The sequence below is a fragment of the Acidovorax sp. Root568 genome, assembly GCF_001427445.1.
GTDB lineage: Bacteria > Pseudomonadota > Gammaproteobacteria > Burkholderiales > Burkholderiaceae_C > Acidovorax > Acidovorax delafieldii.
Map to the genome: position 1 here is coordinate 611629 of NZ_LMGP01000010.1, position 16925 is coordinate 628553.

17 protein-coding genes are annotated in these 16925 nt (G+C 60.3%); 10 read left to right on the forward strand and 7 right to left on the reverse strand.

The window, feature by feature from the left end; all coding sequences use genetic code 11:
• The first annotated feature begins 173 nt into the window (after positions 1-173).
• The 8 genes from ASD75_RS09385 (at position 174) to ASD75_RS09420 (ending at position 11329) form a co-directional block, all read left to right on the forward strand.
• Positions 174-413 carry a DUF2933 domain-containing protein gene (locus ASD75_RS09385; protein ID WP_082564982.1) on the forward strand — a complete coding sequence of 80 codons (240 nt, stop codon included), beginning with the start codon at positions 174-176 and terminating at the stop codon, positions 411-413.
• A gap of 41 nt (positions 414-454) precedes the next feature.
• On the forward strand, positions 455-2827 hold the full coding sequence (locus tag ASD75_RS09390) for a heavy metal translocating P-type ATPase (RefSeq protein WP_369817473.1): 2373 nt from the start codon (positions 455-457) through the stop codon (positions 2825-2827).
• 69 nt (positions 2828-2896) lie between these two features.
• The gene (locus tag ASD75_RS09395; protein ID WP_056423516.1) at positions 2897-3352 is read left to right on the forward strand and encodes a hypothetical protein; all 456 of its coding nucleotides are present in this window, start codon (positions 2897-2899) and stop codon (positions 3350-3352) included.
• A 75-nt stretch (positions 3353-3427) separates the two neighbouring features.
• Positions 3428-4753, forward strand: coding sequence for a TolC family protein (locus ASD75_RS09400; RefSeq protein ID WP_056745019.1), 1326 nt, complete (start codon positions 3428-3430; stop codon positions 4751-4753).
• A gap of 12 nt (positions 4754-4765) precedes the next feature.
• Positions 4766-6283 carry an efflux RND transporter periplasmic adaptor subunit gene (locus ASD75_RS09405; protein ID WP_056745021.1) on the forward strand — a complete coding sequence of 506 codons (1518 nt, stop codon included), beginning with the start codon at positions 4766-4768 and terminating at the stop codon, positions 6281-6283.
• The gene (locus ASD75_RS09410; protein ID WP_056745023.1) at positions 6280-9426 is read left to right on the forward strand and encodes an efflux RND transporter permease subunit; all 3147 of its coding nucleotides are present in this window, start codon (positions 6280-6282) and stop codon (positions 9424-9426) included. Before ASD75_RS09405 ends, ASD75_RS09410 begins: the two co-directional genes overlap by 4 nt.
• A gap of 139 nt (positions 9427-9565) precedes the next feature.
• Positions 9566-10378: an alpha/beta fold hydrolase gene (locus ASD75_RS09415; RefSeq protein WP_056745026.1), complete on the forward strand. Its 813-nt coding sequence runs from the start codon at positions 9566-9568 to the stop codon at positions 10376-10378.
• A gap of 21 nt (positions 10379-10399) precedes the next feature.
• Positions 10400-11329 (forward strand): sensor domain-containing diguanylate cyclase, encoded by a 930-nt coding sequence (locus ASD75_RS09420; protein WP_056745028.1) that lies wholly within the window; start codon positions 10400-10402, stop codon positions 11327-11329.
• Between the two features lie 76 nt (positions 11330-11405).
• Here ASD75_RS09420 and ASD75_RS09425 read toward each other — a convergent pair whose 3' ends face one another.
• The 5 genes from ASD75_RS09425 to ASD75_RS09440 all read right to left on the reverse strand — a co-directional run bounded on the left by ASD75_RS09425 (position 11406) and on the right by ASD75_RS09440 (position 14838).
• Positions 11406-11909, reverse strand: a complete 504-nt coding sequence (locus ASD75_RS09425) for a hypothetical protein (RefSeq protein ID WP_015012969.1) — start codon at positions 11907-11909, stop codon at positions 11406-11408.
• An 18-nt stretch (positions 11910-11927) separates the two neighbouring features.
• Positions 11928-12251, reverse strand: a complete 324-nt coding sequence (locus ASD75_RS24290; RefSeq protein WP_082564959.1) for a heavy-metal-associated domain-containing protein — start codon at positions 12249-12251, stop codon at positions 11928-11930.
• A gap of 233 nt (positions 12252-12484) precedes the next feature.
• On the reverse strand, positions 12485-12937 hold the full coding sequence (locus tag ASD75_RS09430; protein ID WP_156400987.1) for a PaaI family thioesterase: 453 nt from the start codon (positions 12935-12937) through the stop codon (positions 12485-12487).
• Between the two features lie 164 nt (positions 12938-13101).
• Positions 13102-13686 carry an HAD domain-containing protein gene (locus ASD75_RS23845; RefSeq protein WP_082564960.1) on the reverse strand — a complete coding sequence of 195 codons (585 nt, stop codon included), beginning with the start codon at positions 13684-13686 and terminating at the stop codon, positions 13102-13104.
• Between the two features lie 714 nt (positions 13687-14400).
• A complete protein-coding gene (locus ASD75_RS09440; protein WP_056745031.1) occupies positions 14401-14838 on the reverse strand; it encodes a helix-turn-helix domain-containing protein in 438 nt (145 codons plus the stop codon).
• 180 nt (positions 14839-15018) lie between these two features.
• On the opposite strand from ASD75_RS09440, the gene ASD75_RS09445 reads away from it, so the two are divergent.
• The gene (locus ASD75_RS09445) at positions 15019-15456 is read left to right on the forward strand and encodes a hypothetical protein (RefSeq protein ID WP_235511586.1); all 438 of its coding nucleotides are present in this window, start codon (positions 15019-15021) and stop codon (positions 15454-15456) included.
• Here ASD75_RS09445 and ASD75_RS09450 read toward each other — a convergent pair.
• Positions 15453-15755: a helix-turn-helix domain-containing protein gene (locus ASD75_RS09450; protein WP_082564961.1), complete on the reverse strand. Its 303-nt coding sequence runs from the start codon at positions 15753-15755 to the stop codon at positions 15453-15455. The two genes, ASD75_RS09445 and ASD75_RS09450, sit on opposite strands and share 4 nt — an antisense overlap.
• A gap of 113 nt (positions 15756-15868) precedes the next feature.
• Here ASD75_RS09450 and ASD75_RS23305 point away from each other — a divergent pair, with 113 nt between their 5' ends.
• Positions 15869-16321, forward strand: a complete 453-nt coding sequence (locus ASD75_RS23305) for an HAD domain-containing protein (RefSeq protein WP_082564962.1) — start codon at positions 15869-15871, stop codon at positions 16319-16321.
• Between the two features lie 152 nt (positions 16322-16473).
• Here the strand turns inward: ASD75_RS23305 and ASD75_RS09455 are convergent, their stop codons facing one another.
• Positions 16474-16794, reverse strand: a complete 321-nt coding sequence (locus tag ASD75_RS09455) for a hypothetical protein (RefSeq protein WP_056745035.1) — start codon at positions 16792-16794, stop codon at positions 16474-16476.
• Positions 16795-16925 lie beyond the last annotated feature (131 nt).

The following is a 16925-nucleotide window of genomic DNA, read 5'->3' on the forward strand; positions in this document are numbered from 1 at the left end:
TCGTCGGAAATCCAGGGCAGGGCTCTTGGGCAACGCGTCTCAAGCTTGTTGCAGTACAGACCCTTGATTGAAGTCAAGGGCGGCGGATGTTCATGCTTGACACTCCCACCGTGTTAAGCCTTATCGTTCCCACGAGGCCAATCACTATTTTGATGCCCCTCTTGGAGAACACCATGAATCACGACCACACCGCAGAGCATACAGACGCCAAAAATCCTACCGGCAACAGCAAAAAGTTGATCGGTGCAGTGATCATGCTTGGCTTGATCGGCGGCTTCTTCCTGCTCAGAGAGCACTGGTCGCACATCGCGGGCTATTGGCCCTACCTGCTGTTGTTGGCCTGCCCGTTACTGCACCTCTTCCATGGGCATGGGGGCCACGGTTCGCATGGCGGCGGATCAGGCCGCGATTAATCCCGCGCAGGACACGACTCCCATCTACAGGAATTACAACCATGACTACAGCCGCGCCGCACGATCATGCTCACCACGGGCATCAGCCTCATGAAGGCCATGAAGGCCATGAAGGTCACGCACCTCCGTCCATGGCGGCGTTGAAGGACCCCGTCTGCGGTATGCCGGTGACGGCCCAGTCCCAATACACCGCGCTCCACGAAGGCCACAATTACTACTTTTGCAGTGCCAAGTGCCAGGGGCGCTTTGTAGAGGCGCCGCAGAAGTACGCTCCGGGATTTGAAGACGCTTCTGGGTCTGAGCCCGAAGGTGCTCCGCCCGGAGCGATCTATACATGCCCCATGCATCCGGAGGTACAGCAGGATCATCCTGGAAACTGCCCCAAATGCGGCATGACATTGGAACCCATACTCCCCACGCTGGATGAGGGAGAAAACGCCGAGCTCGTGGATTTCCGGCATCGCTTCTGGTGGACGCTGCCCCTCACCGTCGTGGTCACTTTTCTGGCCATGGTGGGGCACCGGCTGCAGTGGTTCGAAATGGCCACCCAGAGCTGGATTGAGCTGGTGCTGACGGTTCCCATCGTGCTGTGGGCTGGCTGGCCCTTCTTTGTGCGTGGCGCCCAGTCCATCGCCAACCGCAGTCCCAACATGTGGACGCTGATCGGTCTGGGCACCGGTGCCGCTTTTGTCTACAGCGTAGTCGCCACCGTGGCGCCTGGGGTATTTCCAGCCTCGTTCCAGGCCATGGGCCGCGTGGCGGTGTACTTCGAAGCCGCGGCCGTCATCATCTCGCTCACGCTGCTCGGCCAGATGCTGGAGCTCAAGGCACGCTCGCAGACCTCGGCCGCCATCAAATCGTTGCTGGGCCTGGCCCCCAAGACCGCGCGGCGCATCGACGCCACCGGCCAGGAGAGCGACGTCCCGCTGTCCCACGTCCATGTGGGTGACCTACTGCGCGTACGCCCCGGGGAGAAGGTGCCGGTGGATGGGGTGGTGGTCGAGGGAAGCAGCGCGGTGGACGAAGCCATGCTCACTGGCGAGCCAGTGCCTATCGTCAAAGGGCCTGGAGATTCGGTCATAGGTGCCACGCTCAATACCAACGGGGCACTGGTGATCCGGTCCGAGCGGGTTGGCTCCGCCACCATGCTGTCGCAGATCGTTCAGATGGTTGCTCAAGCGCAGCGCTCTCGGGCTCCTATGCAGCGTATGGCGGACCAGGTGGCAGGGTACTTTGTGATGGCCGTGGTCGTTATCGCGCTGCTCACCCTGTTTGCGTGGGGCCTGTTCGGTCCGGAACCCCGCTGGGTTTATGGGCTGGTCAATGCCGTAGCCGTGCTGATCATCGCGTGTCCTTGTGCGTTGGGTTTGGCAACTCCCATGTCCATCATGGTCGCGACTGGCCGAGGGGCGACCAGCGGCGTGCTGTTCAGGGACGCTGCAGCCATCGAGAATCTGCGCAAGGTGGACACGCTCATTGTGGACAAGACCGGCACGCTGACAGAGGGCAAACCCTCCTTCGAACGTGTGGTGGCCATGCCCGGCATCTCAGACGATGAAGTGCTGCGCCTGGCGGCCAGCCTGGACCAAGGCAGCGAGCATCCGCTGGCCGACGCAATTGTCCAGGCGGCCCGCGCGAAGGGCCTGACTCTGGACAAGCCCGAAGACTTTGAGTCCGGGTCTGGGATCGGCGTAAGCGGTCGGGTCGCCGGGCGCCAGCTCGCCTTGGGAAACACGGTCCTCATGGAGCAGGTGGGCGTTTCTGCGGATCCGTTGCTTGCGCAGGCAGAGGCCTTGCGCGCCACAGGCGCCAGCGTGATGTATCTGGCGGCCGATGGCCAGCTTCAAGGTCTCTTGGCGGTTTCGGACGCCATCAAGCCCAGCACGCCCGAAGCCCTGGCAACCTTGCATGCGGCGGGACTGCGCATTGTGATGGCCACAGGCGACGGTATGACTACCGCCAAGGCGGTGGGTGCAAAGCTGGGGATTGATGAGGTCCACGGAGAAGTCAAACCTGCGGACAAGCTGGCTCTGGTGTCGCGGCTGCAGGCCGAAGGCCGTGTCGTTGCCATGGCGGGGGACGGAATCAACGACGCGCCCGCCCTTGCCAAGGCGGATGTGGGGATCGCGATGGGTACCGGCACCGATGTGGCGATGAACAGCGCACAGGTCACCTTGGTCAAGGGCGATCTGCGGGGGATTTCCACAGCGCGGGAATTGTCGGAGGCAACGGTGGGCAACATGAAGCAGAACCTGATGTTTGCCTTCCTCTACAACGCGCTGGGCATCCCGATCGCCGCAGGGCTGCTGTATCCCTTCACCGGATGGCTGCTGTCGCCAATGATTGCGGCCCTGGCGATGAGCCTAAGTTCTGCGTCGGTGATCACCAACGCGCTGCGGCTGCGCAAAGGCTGAGTTAGCTCTGCAGGCCCGGATTTGATCTAGGTTAAGTCCGTGACCACCGCTGGGGATACCATTCGCACCATGATCTTCGCCAAAAGCACGGTATCGCGCCAAGGACGCTGGATAACCAGCGTTCTGGTCGCGGCGTTGCTTCTGATGCAGTTCGCGTTGGCCGCCTATGCCTGTCCCAAGCTGGACTCCGCAGCCCATGCGGCGTCGATGCAAAAAGCGGGCATGGCCATGGAGGACTCAGTCGGCATGCCCTCCATGCCCGATTGCCACGCTATGGCGGGAACGATGGATGAGCAAGATCCTCAGCTGTGCCGAGCCCATTGTGACGGCGACAGCTTGTCTTCCCCCTCGCTCCAAGGTCTCGATCTGCAGGCGCTCGCGGCGCACGCCATCTGGGTCGCCTATGTGCTGCCTGTAATCCTGGACTCCGAGAGCCCTATTGACCCTCGGGCTGTCTACGCAGAGCTGGACAGTCGAGCGGGATCTCCCCCCATCTATCTGACGCATCAGGTCTTTCGGAATTGATCGTGCACGTCTTGCGCGCTGCCTTGCAGCGTATGCGCAGGTCTGACTTCGTGCCCCTTCATTTCGAGGACCATCATGCCCGACATCTCCTTCGGCGCTCCTTGCGAGCGCCTGTCTGCGCACCAGCGCATTCATCCCATCTCGCAGCGCATCCAGGTGCGCAACCTCAACCATCTGCGCCTGGGCGCTCTCGGGTTCCTGCTGGCCGGCATTGGCCTTGCTGGCAACCAGGCCCACGCCCTGGGCTTTGCAGAGGCCTTGGATCTGGCGGAGCAGCACAGCCCTCGTATCACGGCCCAACGACTGCAAATTGACGCAGCCAGCAGTACCCAAAAGTCGGCAGGAACACTGCCTGATCCAAAGCTCTCGGTTGGTATTGAAAACTTTCCCATCAGCGGCATGGACCGCTTCAGCCTCACACGCGAGTCCATGACCATGCAGCGCCTGGCGCTGATGCAGGAGGTTCCCAACCGTGCCAAACGAGATGCGCAGATCGCCAGCGCCCAGGCCAAGGTGGAGCGCGAACGCGCCACTCTGGGGGTCCAGCGTCTGCAGATCCGCCAGGAGCTGAGCCAAGCCTGGATCATGGCCCAGGCCGTTGAACAGCGCGACCAGGTGCTCGCCGGTCTACTGAGTGAGAACCAGCGCCTGCAGGACAGCCTGCCTGCCCGCATCGCAGGGGGGACGGCCCAGGCGGGCGATCTTCTGATGGCCAAGCAGGAGGCGCTCGCGCTGTCGGACCGCAGGGACGATCTGCAGCGGGACCGATCCAAGGCCAGGGCGATGTTGCGGCGTTGGGTTGGCGCCCGCGCCGACGAGGCGCTGCAGGGAACTCCCGGGCCGCTGAGCCGCCCCTTGGAGCAACTGCGGTCAGAGGTACACCGCCACGCGGAACTCGCACAGTACCCAGCCATGCAAGCCATGGCCTTGGCGGAAACGCACGAAGCCCTGGCAGAGGCCAAGGGTGATTGGTCCTGGGAACTCGCCTACAGCCGCCGCGACCGCCGCTGGGGCGACATGGTGTCGTTCCAGCTGACGTTTGATCTTCCCTGGCAACAGGAGCGGCGCCAGGGACCCCAGATCAAGGCCAAGCAGCTGGAGCTGCAGCGCCTGGAGGCCGAGCAGGAAGACGTGACCCACAGGCACCTGCAGGAGCTGGAGGACAGCGCCTCAGAGCTGGCGGCGCTGAACAGCCAGATCGAGCGGCTGCAATCGGCTGGCATGGGCCTGGCCCAGGGGCGCGCCGAACTAGCGTTGGCCAACTACCAGTCTGCCAAGGGCGATTTGAGCGCCGTGCTGGCTGCAAGGGCCCAGGTGCGGGAGACGCACTGGCGACTCATTGAGCTGCAGGCACAGCGGGACACCGTGATTGCCCGCCTGAACAGCCTGATCGCGGACTGAAGGGAGAACAACATGACCAATACCATTTTCAAGAAGACCGCTGTGGCCGTAGCACTGGTGGCTGCCGGCATCGCCCTCGGCTGGGGCGTCTCCCAATGGCGCACCGCGAGCAGCCACGCCTCTGGCACTGCTCCTGCCTCGGCAGAAACTGCGAAGGCCGACCGCAAGGTGCTGTACTGGTACGACCCCATGGTACCGACGCAGAAGTTCGACAAGCCCGGCAAGTCGCCCTACATGGACATGGCGCTGGTTCCCAAGTACGCCGATGAGGACGCACAACAAGGCACGGGTCTGAATGTTTCGGCACAGGCGGTGCAAGCCCTCGGCCTGCGCACCGCCACGGTGGAGCAACGGGACATTGGGGCCGATGTGGATGTGCTAGGCACGGTCCAGCTGAATGACCGGGATGTGAGCATCGTCCAGGCGCGTTCTGCTGGATTTGTGGAGCGTGTCTACGCCCGGGCCCCGGGCGACGTAGTGGCCGCAGGGGCGCCATTGGCCGATCTACTGCTGCCTGAGTGGGTGGCTGCGCAGCGCGAGTTCCTCGCGGTCCGGGCGCTCAAGGACGAGTCGCTGACGGCAGCTTCGCGCCAGCGGCTGTCGCTGCTGGGCATGCCTGCCTCGCTCGTGGCCCAGGTGGAGCGCACGGGCGAACCTCAGGGTCGCTACACGGTGTCCTTCCCACAGGCTGGGATGGTGGCCGAATTGATGGTGCGCCAGGGTATGACGGTCTCTGCGGGTGCCACCCTGGTGCGCGTGAACGGCCTGGCCAGCGTCTGGATCGAGGCCGCCGTTCCCGAAGCGCAAAGCGGCCCCTTGCAACCAGGGCAAGACGCACAGGTGCGCTTGGCCGCGTTTCCGGGCGAAACTCTCAAGGCGCGTGTCGTGAGCATCCTCCCAGAGGCCAACCGGGACACCCGCACGGTGCGCGTGCGCCTGGAGCTACCCAACCCCACCCAGCGCCTGAACGCGGGCATGTCCGGGCAAATCGTCCTGGCCGGACGCACACAACCAGCGCTGCTGGTGCCCAGCGAAGCGGTGATCCGCACCGGCAAGAGGGCGTTGGTCTACGTGGTGGACGGTCCTGGCAAGTACCACCCCGTCCAGGTGCAACTCGGCGGGGAAATCGATGACCGCCTCGTCATTCAAGGCGGCCTCACCGCAGGACAACAGGTGGTCGCCTCGGCACAGTTCCTGATCGACTCGGAAGCCAGCCTGCGAGGCATCATGCCCGCACAGCCTCCAGGCAGCAGCGCGCAACCCATCGCTGAACAGGGTTCCTCGGCCTCTGCGGCTCCGGCGTCCAAGAGCTTTACGGTGCGAGGGGTGGTCGATGAGGTCACGCCCACCGAGCTGACCCTTACCCACGAGGCCGTGCCTGAACTGAAGTGGCCCGGCATGACCATGCCATTCAAGTTGGCAAACCCAGAACTGGCAAAAGCACTGAAACCCGAGCAGCAGGTGAAGTTCACCTTCCAGCAGCAAGGCAAGGACTTCGTGATCACTGCCGTGGAAAGGATCAAGCCATGATCGCGCGTCTGATCCGCTGGTCGGTGGCGAACCGACTCCTGGTTCTGCTGGCGACCGTGATGCTTACGGCCTGGGGCGTGTGGGGTGTGCGCAGCACCCCCGTGGACGCTCTTCCCGATTTGTCGGATGTCCAGGTCATCATTCGCACTTCCTATCCCGGCCAAGCACCGCAGATAGTGGAGAACCAGGTCACATACCCGCTGTCCACCACCATGCTGTCCGTCCCGGGCGCCAAGACGGTGCGAGGTTTCTCGTTCTTTGGCGACTCATTCGTCTACATCCTGTTCGAGGATGGCACGGACCTGTACTGGGCGCGCTCGCGGGTGCTGGAGTACATGAACCAGGTGCAGGGACGACTACCCGCTACGGCCAAGTCGTCGTTGGGCCCAGATGCCACCGGGGTGGGCTGGATCTTCCAGTACGCCCTGGTAGATCGCACCGGCAAAAACGACCTGGCCCAGCTTCGCGCCTTGCAGGACTGGTTCCTGAAGTTCGAACTCAAGAGCTTACCCAACGTGGCCGAGGTGGCATCGGTCGGTGGCATGGTCAAGCAGTACCAGGTCGTGCTCGACCCCATCAAGCTTGCGTCCCAAGGCCTCACTCAGGGGCAGGTGCGCGAGGCCATCATGAATGCCAACCAGGAAACGGGGGGATCGGTGCTGGAACTGTCCGGCGCCGAGTACATGGTGCGCGCCAGCGGCTACCTGAAGACCCTGGATGACTTTCGCGCCATCCCGCTGGTGTCGCGCGCCGGAATTCCCGTTCGACTGGGCGATGTCGCGACGCTCCAGATCGGGCCGGAGATGCGGCGCGGCATCGCCGAGCTTGATGGTGAGGGTGAAGTCGCTGGTGGCGTGGTGGTCCTGCGCTCTGGCAAGAATGCCCAGGAAACCATCGAAGCCGTCAAGGCCAAGCTCAGCGAGCTGCAAAGCAGCCTGCCCCAGGGCGTGGAGATCGTCACCACCTACGACCGCAGCGCCCTCATTGAGCGGGCGATCCACAACCTCACCACCAAACTCGTAGAGGAGTTCATTGTGGTGGCGGTGGTCTGTGTCTTGTTCCTCTGGCACCTGCGTTCTGCGCTGGTCGCCATCATTTCTCTGCCTCTGGGGATCATGGCTGCGTTTCTGGTGATGCGCTACCAGGGCATCAACGCCAACATCATGTCCCTGGGCGGCATTGCCATTGCTGTGGGCGCCATGGTGGATGCAGCGGTGGTGATGATCGAGAACGCCCACAAGAAGCTGGAGTCCTGGCAGCACAAGCATCCCGACCAGCAGTTGGTCGGTGAAGAGCGCTGGAAAGTGATCACCGAAGCTGCCGAGGAAGTTGGGCCTGCGCTTTTCTTCTCGCTGCTCATCATCACGTTGTCCTTTGTGCCCGTTTTTACGCTGGAAGCACAGGAAGGCCGCTTGTTTGGACCGCTGGCGTTCACGAAGACCTACGCGATGGCCGCAGCTGCGGCACTCTCGGTCACGCTGATCCCGGTCCTCATGGGCTACTGGATCCGGGGTCGTATCCCGGATGAGCAGAAGAACCCCATCACGCGGGTGCTGATTGCGGCGTACCGGCCCTGTCTGGAATGGGTTCTGCACCGTCCCAAATCCACCCTGGTCATCGCCGTGCTGGCGCTGACGACCACGATCTGGCCATTGTCGCGTTTGGGGGGCGAGTTCCTGCCCAGGATCGATGAAGGCGATCTGCTGTACATGCCGTCAGCCCTGCCGGGCCTGTCGGCGCAGCGCGCCACCGAACTGCTGCAACTGAGCAACCGGATGATCAAGACGGTGCCCGAGGTCGAACGCGTTTTCGGCAAGGCGGGCCGAGCAGAGACCGCCACCGATCCGGCGCCGCTGGAAATGTTCGAGACCACGGTGAAGCTCAAGCCCAGAGACCAATGGCGTCCAGGAATGACGCCCGAGGGCCTGATCGAAGAGTTGGACAAGGCCGTCAAGATCCCCGGCCTGTCCAACATCTGGATTCCACCCATTCGCAACCGAATCGACATGCTGGCAACCGGCATCAAGAGCCCCATCGGTGTCAAGGTGACGGGCAACGACCTGCAGGTGATCGATGGGATCGCGGCACAGGTCGAGCAGGTCGCCAAAGGCATTCCGGGAGTGTCCTCGTCACTGGCCGAGCGCCTGACAGGGGGCCGCTACGTCGATGTCCGCATCGATCGCACGGCCGCGGGGCGCTACGGGCTGAATGTGTCCGATATCCAGGCCGTGGTCTCCGGGGCCATCGGTGGAGAAAACGTCTCGGAAACGGTCGAGGGCCTGGCGCGCTTCCCCATCAACCTGCGCTACCCGCGTGAGTGGAGAGACTCGCCCGAACGCTTGGCCCGATTGCCCATCTCCACCCCCATGGGGCAGCAGATCACGCTGGGTACGGTGGCCAACATCGCCATCACCGATGGGCCACCCATGCTCAAGAGCGAGAACGCCCGCCCATCGGGCTGGGTGTATGTCGATGTGCGGGGGCGCGATCTGGCTTCCGTGGCCAATGAGCTGCGCGACGCCGTGAGCCGACAGATCAAGCTGCAGCCAGGAGTCAGCATCACGTACTCTGGCCAGTTCGAGTACCTGGAGCGGGCCAATGCTCGCCTCAAGGTGGTGGTACCAGCCACCTTGCTGATCATTTTTGTGCTGTTGTACTTGACCTTCTCGCGCATGGGTGAGGCGGGACTGATCATGGCGACGTTGCCATTCGCGTTGACCGGGGGCATCTGGTTCCTCTACCTGATGAACTACAACCTGTCCATCGCCACCGGTGTGGGCTTCATCGCCCTGGCGGGGGTCGCGGCAGAGTTCGGGGTGGTCATGCTCATCTACCTCAAGCAGGCACTCGCCGAGAGATGTCCAGACGGCAGGCAGCCCACGCTGGAAGAGCTGCTGGGCGCGATTCGGGAAGGTGCCGTGCTGCGCGTGCGACCCAAGGCAATGACCGTGGCTGTCATCCTGGCGGGCCTGGTGCCCATCGTGTGGAGCAGCGGGACAGGCTCGGAGGTCATGAGCCGCATCGCGGCACCCATGCTGGGCGGTATGGTGACGGCGCCGCTGCTGTCCTTGTTCGTGATTCCTGCGGCCTATGTGCTGATGCGTAAGCCAAGGAGAGTGAAAGCAGAGGCATCCGGAGGCTGAACGCTGCGTTGCGCAACCAAGTGCTCCCAATAAACCTGTCGTTTCGCGCTCGCAATCGTGCACGCTTGCATACATTTCACACGCGGTGCAAGCGTCGGGCGTGCAAAATCTGCGGGCAGACCGCCCAGAAAGAACAACAGTGGAAATTCGTAAGCGCAACAACGTTCATGTGATCGACCCAATTCGCCCGGACGCCCCTGTGCTCGTCTATGCGCACGGCTTTGGGTGTAGCCAGCATATGTGGCGACACATCACTCCGGCCTTTGAAGGTAAGTGCCGCCAGGTCTTGTTCGACTACGTCGGCTGCGGCCAATCAGACTTGGCCGCCTTTGACCCCGTGAAGTACGCAAGTCTGAAAGGCTACGTGCAAGATCTGCTGGATGTATGCGACGCATTGGGCATCGAGCGCGGAGTGCATTTTGTTGGACATTCGGTCAGCGCCAGCATCGGCCTGCTGGCCTCCATCGAGCGACCTATGCTTTTTGATCGCCTGATTCTGGTCGGCCCGTCGCCTTGCTACATCAATCACGCTCCGGACTACCTTGGAGGGTTCGAGCGCCAGGATTTGGAGGGCCTATTGGACCTCATGGACCAGAACTTCATGGGCTGGTCCAGCTACCTCGCACCCATTGTGGCGGGTGCGCCGCAGGCAGACAGTCTGGGCGGAGAGTTGTCTGAGAGCTTCTGCTCAACCGATCCTACGATGGCTCGTATCTTTGCGCAGGCAACCTTCTTTGCGGATACCAGAGAGGAGTTGTCGCGCGTGACCCGGCCGAGTCTTATCCTGCAGCATGGCAACGATGCGTTGGCGCCCCATTCGGTGGGGGAATACATGCACAAGAAGCTCAGGAACAGCACGCTGGAAGTGCTGGACGTGACCGGACACTGCGCCCACATGAGTCATCCGCACCTGGTGACGGCCGCCATGCAGCGATATCTCTCCTTAGCGTGAGCGAAACCGAGAGGGCGGAACATGCTGGCGGTTGATGACATCCCTTGCGCGATGATGATCACGGACCCAGTGGGGCACATCGTTCGGATGAACAGGGAGTTCCTTGTCCTGATCGGGGGCACGGAGGCGTTTTGGCTCGGCCACTCCATGGATGAGCTGTTAACACCAGCTTCTCGAATTTTCAGCCAGACCCACCTGTTTCCCACGCTGCATCACGCCAAGAGTGCGCGCGAAGTATTCCTCCACCTGCGCGGTGTTGGCGGCGAGACTGTTCCTGTCATGGTCAATGCGGTCAGCAAGCGCCTGGAGACGGGCGACCACATCGTATGGGCCTTTTTTGTGGCCCGCGAACGCAGCCGTTTCGAAGGCGAGTTGATCAAGGCCCGTGCAGAGGCCCAGGGTCTTGCCCAGCGCTTGGCCGCCAGCAATGAACAGGTTGAATTGCAGAATCGCCAGCTTTCGGAACTGAGTCTCTCTGATCCGCTTACAGGTCTTAAAAACCGCCGTGCGCTGGAATTGATCGTGCAGAAGTGGCAACGGACGGCCTCTCGACAGAGTTACGTGTCGTTGTTGATGGTGGACGTGGACTACTTCAAACGGATCAACGACGCGCATGGCCATCCCGAGGGCGACCGGGTGCTGGTGAACTTTGCTCGCCAGATACAGGCAGACGCACGTGGTTCGGACCTGGTGGTGCGATACGGTGGGGAAGAATTCGTCCTTTGGTTACCTGATGCGGACGCAGAAGCAGCTGCCAGAATTGCTGAGCGGGTGCACAAATGCGCCAGACGGGTGCGCTCATTGGCAGGGCCAGTAACGGTCAGGGTCGGGCTGGCGTGTGCAGTACACCAAACCGGAGCGGATTTCCTCGCCCGACTGCTAAAACGCTCTGATCAAGCTGTTTATAGGGCAAAGGCGCTCGGGCGCAACTGCACTGTGGTTAGTGACTGAGTCACCAAGCCTCGCGCAGCTCACCAGCGTTTGGAATAGTGATAGCTTGCCCCCGCAAAGAACGTTCGCGGTGAGACTACTTGGATGGCATGGCTGCTTGGCGGTCCACCATCATTTGCATCATCTGTTCCATCATGGCCATACGGCGCTCCATTTGAGCGTGCATGCCCATCATGCCTCCCATACCCGAGTTTCCAGAGGCTGCAGGCATGGCAGGTTTGGTCTGCGCCCCTTGCTGCATCATTCCCATCCCCATGCCACCAGAACTACCCGCGCCCATCGTGGCCATGCCTGACTGCATGAGCTTCATGTGCTCCTCCATCAGCGCTGAGCGTTCGGCGGGAGTCTTGGCCGCCTGCATTTTTTTGTGCATTTCCTGCATCGCCTTCATCTGACGATCAAAGGCGTCCGGTGCAGACGCGGCAGTGGCTGCCGGGGCAGACTGGGTTGTGACGCCGCCGCTCTGTGCATCTCCGGGGTGGTGGCCTGCGTGTTCGTCCTCAGGTTTTGGCGATTGCGCGACGGCACAGCCTGCCACGAATAGGGTTGTCAACAGCCCAGCGACGATGTTCAGACGCATGATGGTCTCCTTGGTAGTTCAACTGCAGCATGACGACGTATGCCTTGCACCGTCTTGATCCACGTCAACAGGGGCCACGGGCCGAGACGCACAGCCGCAGCCACCGGTTGTTCGGCGAGATGCAGGACTCACCGCCGCGTCTGCTTTGTATCCGGCACGCTCAATTGCGGAGCGGACAAGCTCCACAGTGTCGTCTTCGACTTGCCCAGGAACGCGGACCTGCCGCGTGGCCACATCGATTTCTACTTCGACGCCTGCTGGCAGTTGGGCCTGAGCTATTGCTCGACGAATACGCTGAGCACAACCGCCGCACGTCATATCAGGAACATTGAAATGGACCATGTGAGCCTCCTTTGGTTGATTCACGTTTTGACTATGAACCTTGCCACGGTGGTAAGGTCAAGGTCTCACGGAATTCAATCGACATAGAAGACCGGAAAGCAGTAAACGAACCCAGTGCTGGTGGTGTCTCTACGAGCTAGAACGCTCGCGCCTTGGGTGAACGACCGTCGAAAATCTCCATCTCAGCCGAGGGGAAGGACACCTTTGGCGCCTTGCGCCTTCCCGCCGCGTGCCTAGCGCGCAGGCGCCACCATAGCGGTGGCAATTGCCAAATGCTGGGCAGGCCCTGTACCTGCCTGAGAGAGAAAGCCCTCGGCGAACGAGAAGTTTTTAGCAGATCGAACCACATGCGCTTGGAATGCAAGCGACTCGTTGACAAGTGCAAGGGACAAAAATTTGACCGACAACTCCAGGGTGATGACGACCTTGGAATCGTAGTGACCCAAACCGGCAAGCACGAAGGCTGCATCAAAACCTGCGGCGATAACGCCGCCATTGATTGCGGAGGTTCCTCCACCTCCCTGAAGGCCAGATTCGATTTTGGTGAAATTGATGATCGCCATGCCTGGCTCTTTGAACGCCCCCCTAAACCCAAACCAAGCAATTTCTTTCCTGGCGTTGAATTGAGCCAATTGCTCTTCGCGCTGAGTGGAGACTAGGCGAAACGGGATGGTCGGACTATGCATGGGAAAGCAATGGTGCGTTTACCGTCCAAATGTACATTGAGGGCTCGTCAAAATGTACATTCAGGATGCGTCTAACCTTGCATCCAAGACACTTGCTGCGGGGGGGTCTCGAATGAAGATTCGATAGTTGGACCGTTGTTAAGTCCACCGTACACCGCGAGCTGCTATGGGGTTCTGGCCGACAAGGCCACATGACAGCTGCGCAATTTTTCCCTCAGTTCGTGTTGTACCTCGGGGCTGGACAAGCCCGTAGTTCCATCGCATGCGACCAGGTTTTGCCGACAAGAATCGGGCCACCCCTCCAGATCGTCATCAAGAGCTATCCACTGCCGGGGTTTTCTGCGCTGCGCGTCTTCTTGAACTTGCACCCCCCGGGGGGTGGTGCGGAACATGGACAGGTTCCAGGGATCCACGCCATGCACACGCCTGTGGTACGTCCCTCCAATGAACCGGGCACGTAAGGAAGCAGGAAGGCGTTTGAGGGTTGCGCTGTATCCCGGACGGATGCACCAGGTGCTACTCAACACCAAGGCGACGGCTGGGTAGGGTTCAAGCACCGACTCCAGGACAAAGATCCATTCGAACAAGGAGTGTCCTGCAGCCTCATACGGACTCATGTAGATGCCTTTGCGAGGATGCCAAAGCACCTTCTCATGGTGGACAACTCCATCGAGGTCCAGGTACAGAACGACGTCCGCGCTGCGTGGAGTGGACGCGGGGAGATAAGGGGAATTCTGGTTAGTGGACATAACCGTATGTCGGGATTCTGTTTGGTGGCGATTTGCCCAGCGGGGGTGAAGGCAGGTCCAGATCGGACGCTGAACTTACCAACACCCTGCGTACACCTACGAAAACGCGCCGTACTGGGCCTGCAAGAGCAAGCTTCTCAGAACCTCCAGGCCACCGGGCTCATTTAGCACATCGAGAGGCCTCCGATCACCCAATGCCGGGACCACCCCCACGAGCCAGTGATCAAGCCAGGCCTGTGCGTCGAAACCAGTTGGGTCGCCAGACTCATCAACCATGCGCCGCACAAGCATAGTGAGAATAGCGATATGGTCTTCTAGGGGGGTGAGGGCAGAATTCGTGTCCACGAGTTACCGATCAGTCCCGTTAACAATGGCGTAGCGGCGTCGCATGAGCGTCGGATCTTTGGTTGCATCGCCCGAGCGCGCATATTCCCTTGCGGTGATGACAGGAAGAGCGTGCTTCACCTTGATTGTGATGACGCGCTTCGCCTTGCGGGCAAGCCTGACCTGTGCGTTGCAATTCCATGGCGCGGGGATCTCTCAAGAGCTGTCGCGAGCTTCGGAGAGCGATTTCATCAAAGTACATCTCAGAAAAACGTCGCCCCCGGGGGCATGCTTTCGCAGAGGTCGCACCGGGGGCTTGCTTTGCGCTAATGATAGCAACGAAGTTCAAATTCATCGCGGGGTTGTATCGGTAGGAGAACCAGCGCTGACTCACCAAAGGCCACGCTTGCTCACTTTTACCAGCGCACTGGTAAGGGCCATCAGCGTCTCTGCATCTGTCAGCACCTCCGCCCCCTTCAACGTGGACGGCAACGAAATTCCAGCGATCTCTTGAGTACGGTTGAGCACCTGCTCCACCAAACTGGTTCGGGGAACAAACATGTAGTGCACTTCACAGTCCAGGCCATGAGCCAAACGTGTAAGCGTATTCAGCGTGATAGTGCCGTTGGCCTCGGCCTGCTCCAGTTTGCGGACTCCCTGTGCCGTCATGCCCAAACGCTCACCTAGCGCTTTGGAACTCATGCCCAAGGCCAATCTCACCGTCTTTGCCCAGCCACACCTGGGCGTGGCATTCCGCTGCAGCTTCGCAAAATCGCAAAACTGCCGATCAAGTTCGGCCAAGCGGGTGAGATTCAGGCGGTTTTTCACGGGACAAACGAATGAGACAACAGACTGGTTGCCTCTTTAAGCACATTTGGGCAACCGGTATATTTCCATTGGGAGACGGGCGCACTTGGAACGAAAAAACGCCATCTCTGTTCAGTTATCTTCGCACGCCACGGTCTCGAACGGGACCAATTGGTCTCATATTAACTGGAATGGCGAATGATGCTGCGTTTAGAAAAAGCGACTCTCGGAAAGTTTGGTCCACAGGACATGATGGGTCTGATCACATCACGGGGATGGGAATCCATCTTGCCGGATGCGCTGGATGACAACCACCTTTTGTTGGTGTCAGACCAGCTCCGAGACCTTCTGTCTGGCTCGGGTTGGAGCGGGGATCATGATCCCGCTCGTGCTGCCTTACCGCTCACCCTGTTGCTTCTGACCAAGGCGGGAGCCAAGCGTTCAGGCGACAGCTTAGAAGTGGGTCTGGAAACTCTGCAAGAAGCACTGTGCTTGCTCAGCACTGCCGTGGATCGGGAGATCGTCAATCGGATGCTGCAACGTCAAGATGCCACACCCATTGGCACCGGTCTGATACAAGGGCTTCAAATCCTGGTTCAGCATGCCAAAGAACAGACCGACTCGGAATACCACGCCTAGTCTGAAATGATGCCCTTGAAGTCTGCTTTGACGGTCTTGATTAGTTCATTGACCAAGGTCGTGTCCAGGTCTGGGCAGTACGCGGTAGCAATCAAGGTCAAAGGGTGGATCTGCATCTGCTCGGCCAATACCTCGATGGTGCGAATACTGGGCACTTGATGTCCCTGCTCGATGCGACTGATGTGTCGGCGGCTCGTTGCCAGCAACATGTCTTCCTGAACCAAGCCGCGTGCCGCGCGCAATTGCTGCAGCGCCCGACCAAAGTCGGCTTGGGGTGGAACACGCTTTCGGGAAGACATCCACCCGATTTCCGTCCAATGAGACTAAAAAGACCACGACCAAATAGTCTCATTGGTTCGCTAACTCGGAAAAATATTCAGCCCTGTTGGAAATCTGTTTCTGAAGTAGCACTGTGCCCATACTCTTTCTAGATTTTGATGGGGTCCTACACCCAGAGCATTGCCATGAGGCGAAGCACTTCTGTTGCCTATCGATCTTGGAAGATGCGTTACGACAGGTGCCCGAGTGCCAGATCGTGATCACCAGCACCTGGCGGCTGGAACAATCCTATGAGGATCTATTGCGAAGGTTCTCTCCGGACATTGCCGCAATGGTCGAAGGCGTCACCCCCAGATATCGCGATCTAACGAACGTCCCGAATACGCTGGTGGGGTACGAGCGGGAGGCCGAGTGCCATGCCTGGCTTTGGGCCAACGAAATGCCGCATCGCAGCTGGGTGGCCGTGGATGATCGATCGTGGCTATACCGGCCGTTTTGCAAGTCATTGTTTTTGGTCGATGGCCGCGCAGGGCTAACGCAGGCTACCGGTTCGCAACTTGCAGCTCGTCTTCAAAGCCTTCATTGAAAAGGCAGCCAGGAAGGTAGACGACAGGCCCACAGATAACAAAGCTGGGGTTCACCGATAGTGAAAATACCTCTCGTCGGAAAAGTGGGAGCCACCTTTCTGCCCCCTCGCTCGGCTCTACTGGAGCTGCGCTTGGCAAGTCGAAGGATGGCTCAGTACGTCAATTCGATCCAGCGCAGTCCATAGCGCTGAATATCGCCCGAATCGGGCCACCAGCCTCCAACTTCCCCTGCATCTGTCTGCGTGAGTTCGAGCCCATCGTCGGTTACCAAGCGGGTGTGCTCTGGGAAATCCAAAACGTAAGCGTCGCCCTCGAAGTCAATGACCGTTTTTACCCCAGACCAACCGAAATGATTGGATCCATTGTTCTTCCCCAGATCAATGAGACCCACCACCTTGCCTACAGATCCCTGAGGCAAGAACTCATCCGGAGCATTCAATTTACGGCCTTCGCCGGAAGCAAAAATCTGCATAGGTGATCTCGTTTGACGCGGTCTGCCCAATGGTAGTCGCAAGTTCTGATTCGCAGGCGCTTCTGGGGAAAGATCGAAGTCTGCTGGATACCTGAAGGCGCGTTGGTGAGTCGAATTTGATTAGTGTACGT

What these genes read in the sequence shown, in the direction of transcription:
- ASD75_RS09385 (WP_082564982.1), top strand. Translation starts at nt 174, where the DNA reads ATGAATCACGACCACACCGCAGAGCATACAGACGCCAAAAATCCTACC.
- ASD75_RS09390 (WP_369817473.1), top strand. Translation starts at nt 455, where the DNA reads ATGACTACAGCCGCGCCGCACGATCATGCTCACCACGGGCATCAGCCT.
- ASD75_RS09395 (WP_056423516.1), top strand. Translation starts at nt 2,897, where the DNA reads ATGATCTTCGCCAAAAGCACGGTATCGCGCCAAGGACGCTGGATAACC.
- ASD75_RS09400 (WP_056745019.1), top strand. Translation starts at nt 3,428, where the DNA reads ATGCCCGACATCTCCTTCGGCGCTCCTTGCGAGCGCCTGTCTGCGCAC.
- ASD75_RS09405 (WP_056745021.1), top strand. Translation starts at nt 4,766, where the DNA reads ATGACCAATACCATTTTCAAGAAGACCGCTGTGGCCGTAGCACTGGTG.
- ASD75_RS09410 (WP_056745023.1), top strand. Translation starts at nt 6,280, where the DNA reads ATGATCGCGCGTCTGATCCGCTGGTCGGTGGCGAACCGACTCCTGGTT.
- ASD75_RS09420 (WP_056745028.1), top strand. Translation starts at nt 10,400, where the DNA reads ATGCTGGCGGTTGATGACATCCCTTGCGCGATGATGATCACGGACCCA.
- ASD75_RS09425 (WP_015012969.1), bottom strand. Translation starts at nt 11,909, where the DNA reads ATGCGTCTGAACATCGTCGCTGGGCTGTTGACAACCCTATTCGTGGCA.
- ASD75_RS24290 (WP_082564959.1), bottom strand. Translation starts at nt 12,251, where the DNA reads ATGGTCCATTTCAATGTTCCTGATATGACGTGCGGCGGTTGTGCTCAG.
- ASD75_RS09430 (WP_156400987.1), bottom strand. Translation starts at nt 12,937, where the DNA reads ATGCATAGTCCGACCATCCCGTTTCGCCTAGTCTCCACTCAGCGCGAA.
- ASD75_RS23845 (WP_082564960.1), bottom strand. Translation starts at nt 13,686, where the DNA reads ATGTCCACTAACCAGAATTCCCCTTATCTCCCCGCGTCCACTCCACGC.
- ASD75_RS09445 (WP_235511586.1), top strand. Translation starts at nt 15,019, where the DNA reads ATGCTGCGTTTAGAAAAAGCGACTCTCGGAAAGTTTGGTCCACAGGAC.
- ASD75_RS09450 (WP_082564961.1), bottom strand. Translation starts at nt 15,755, where the DNA reads ATGTCTTCCCGAAAGCGTGTTCCACCCCAAGCCGACTTTGGTCGGGCG.
- ASD75_RS09455 (WP_056745035.1), bottom strand. Translation starts at nt 16,794, where the DNA reads ATGCAGATTTTTGCTTCCGGCGAAGGCCGTAAATTGAATGCTCCGGAT.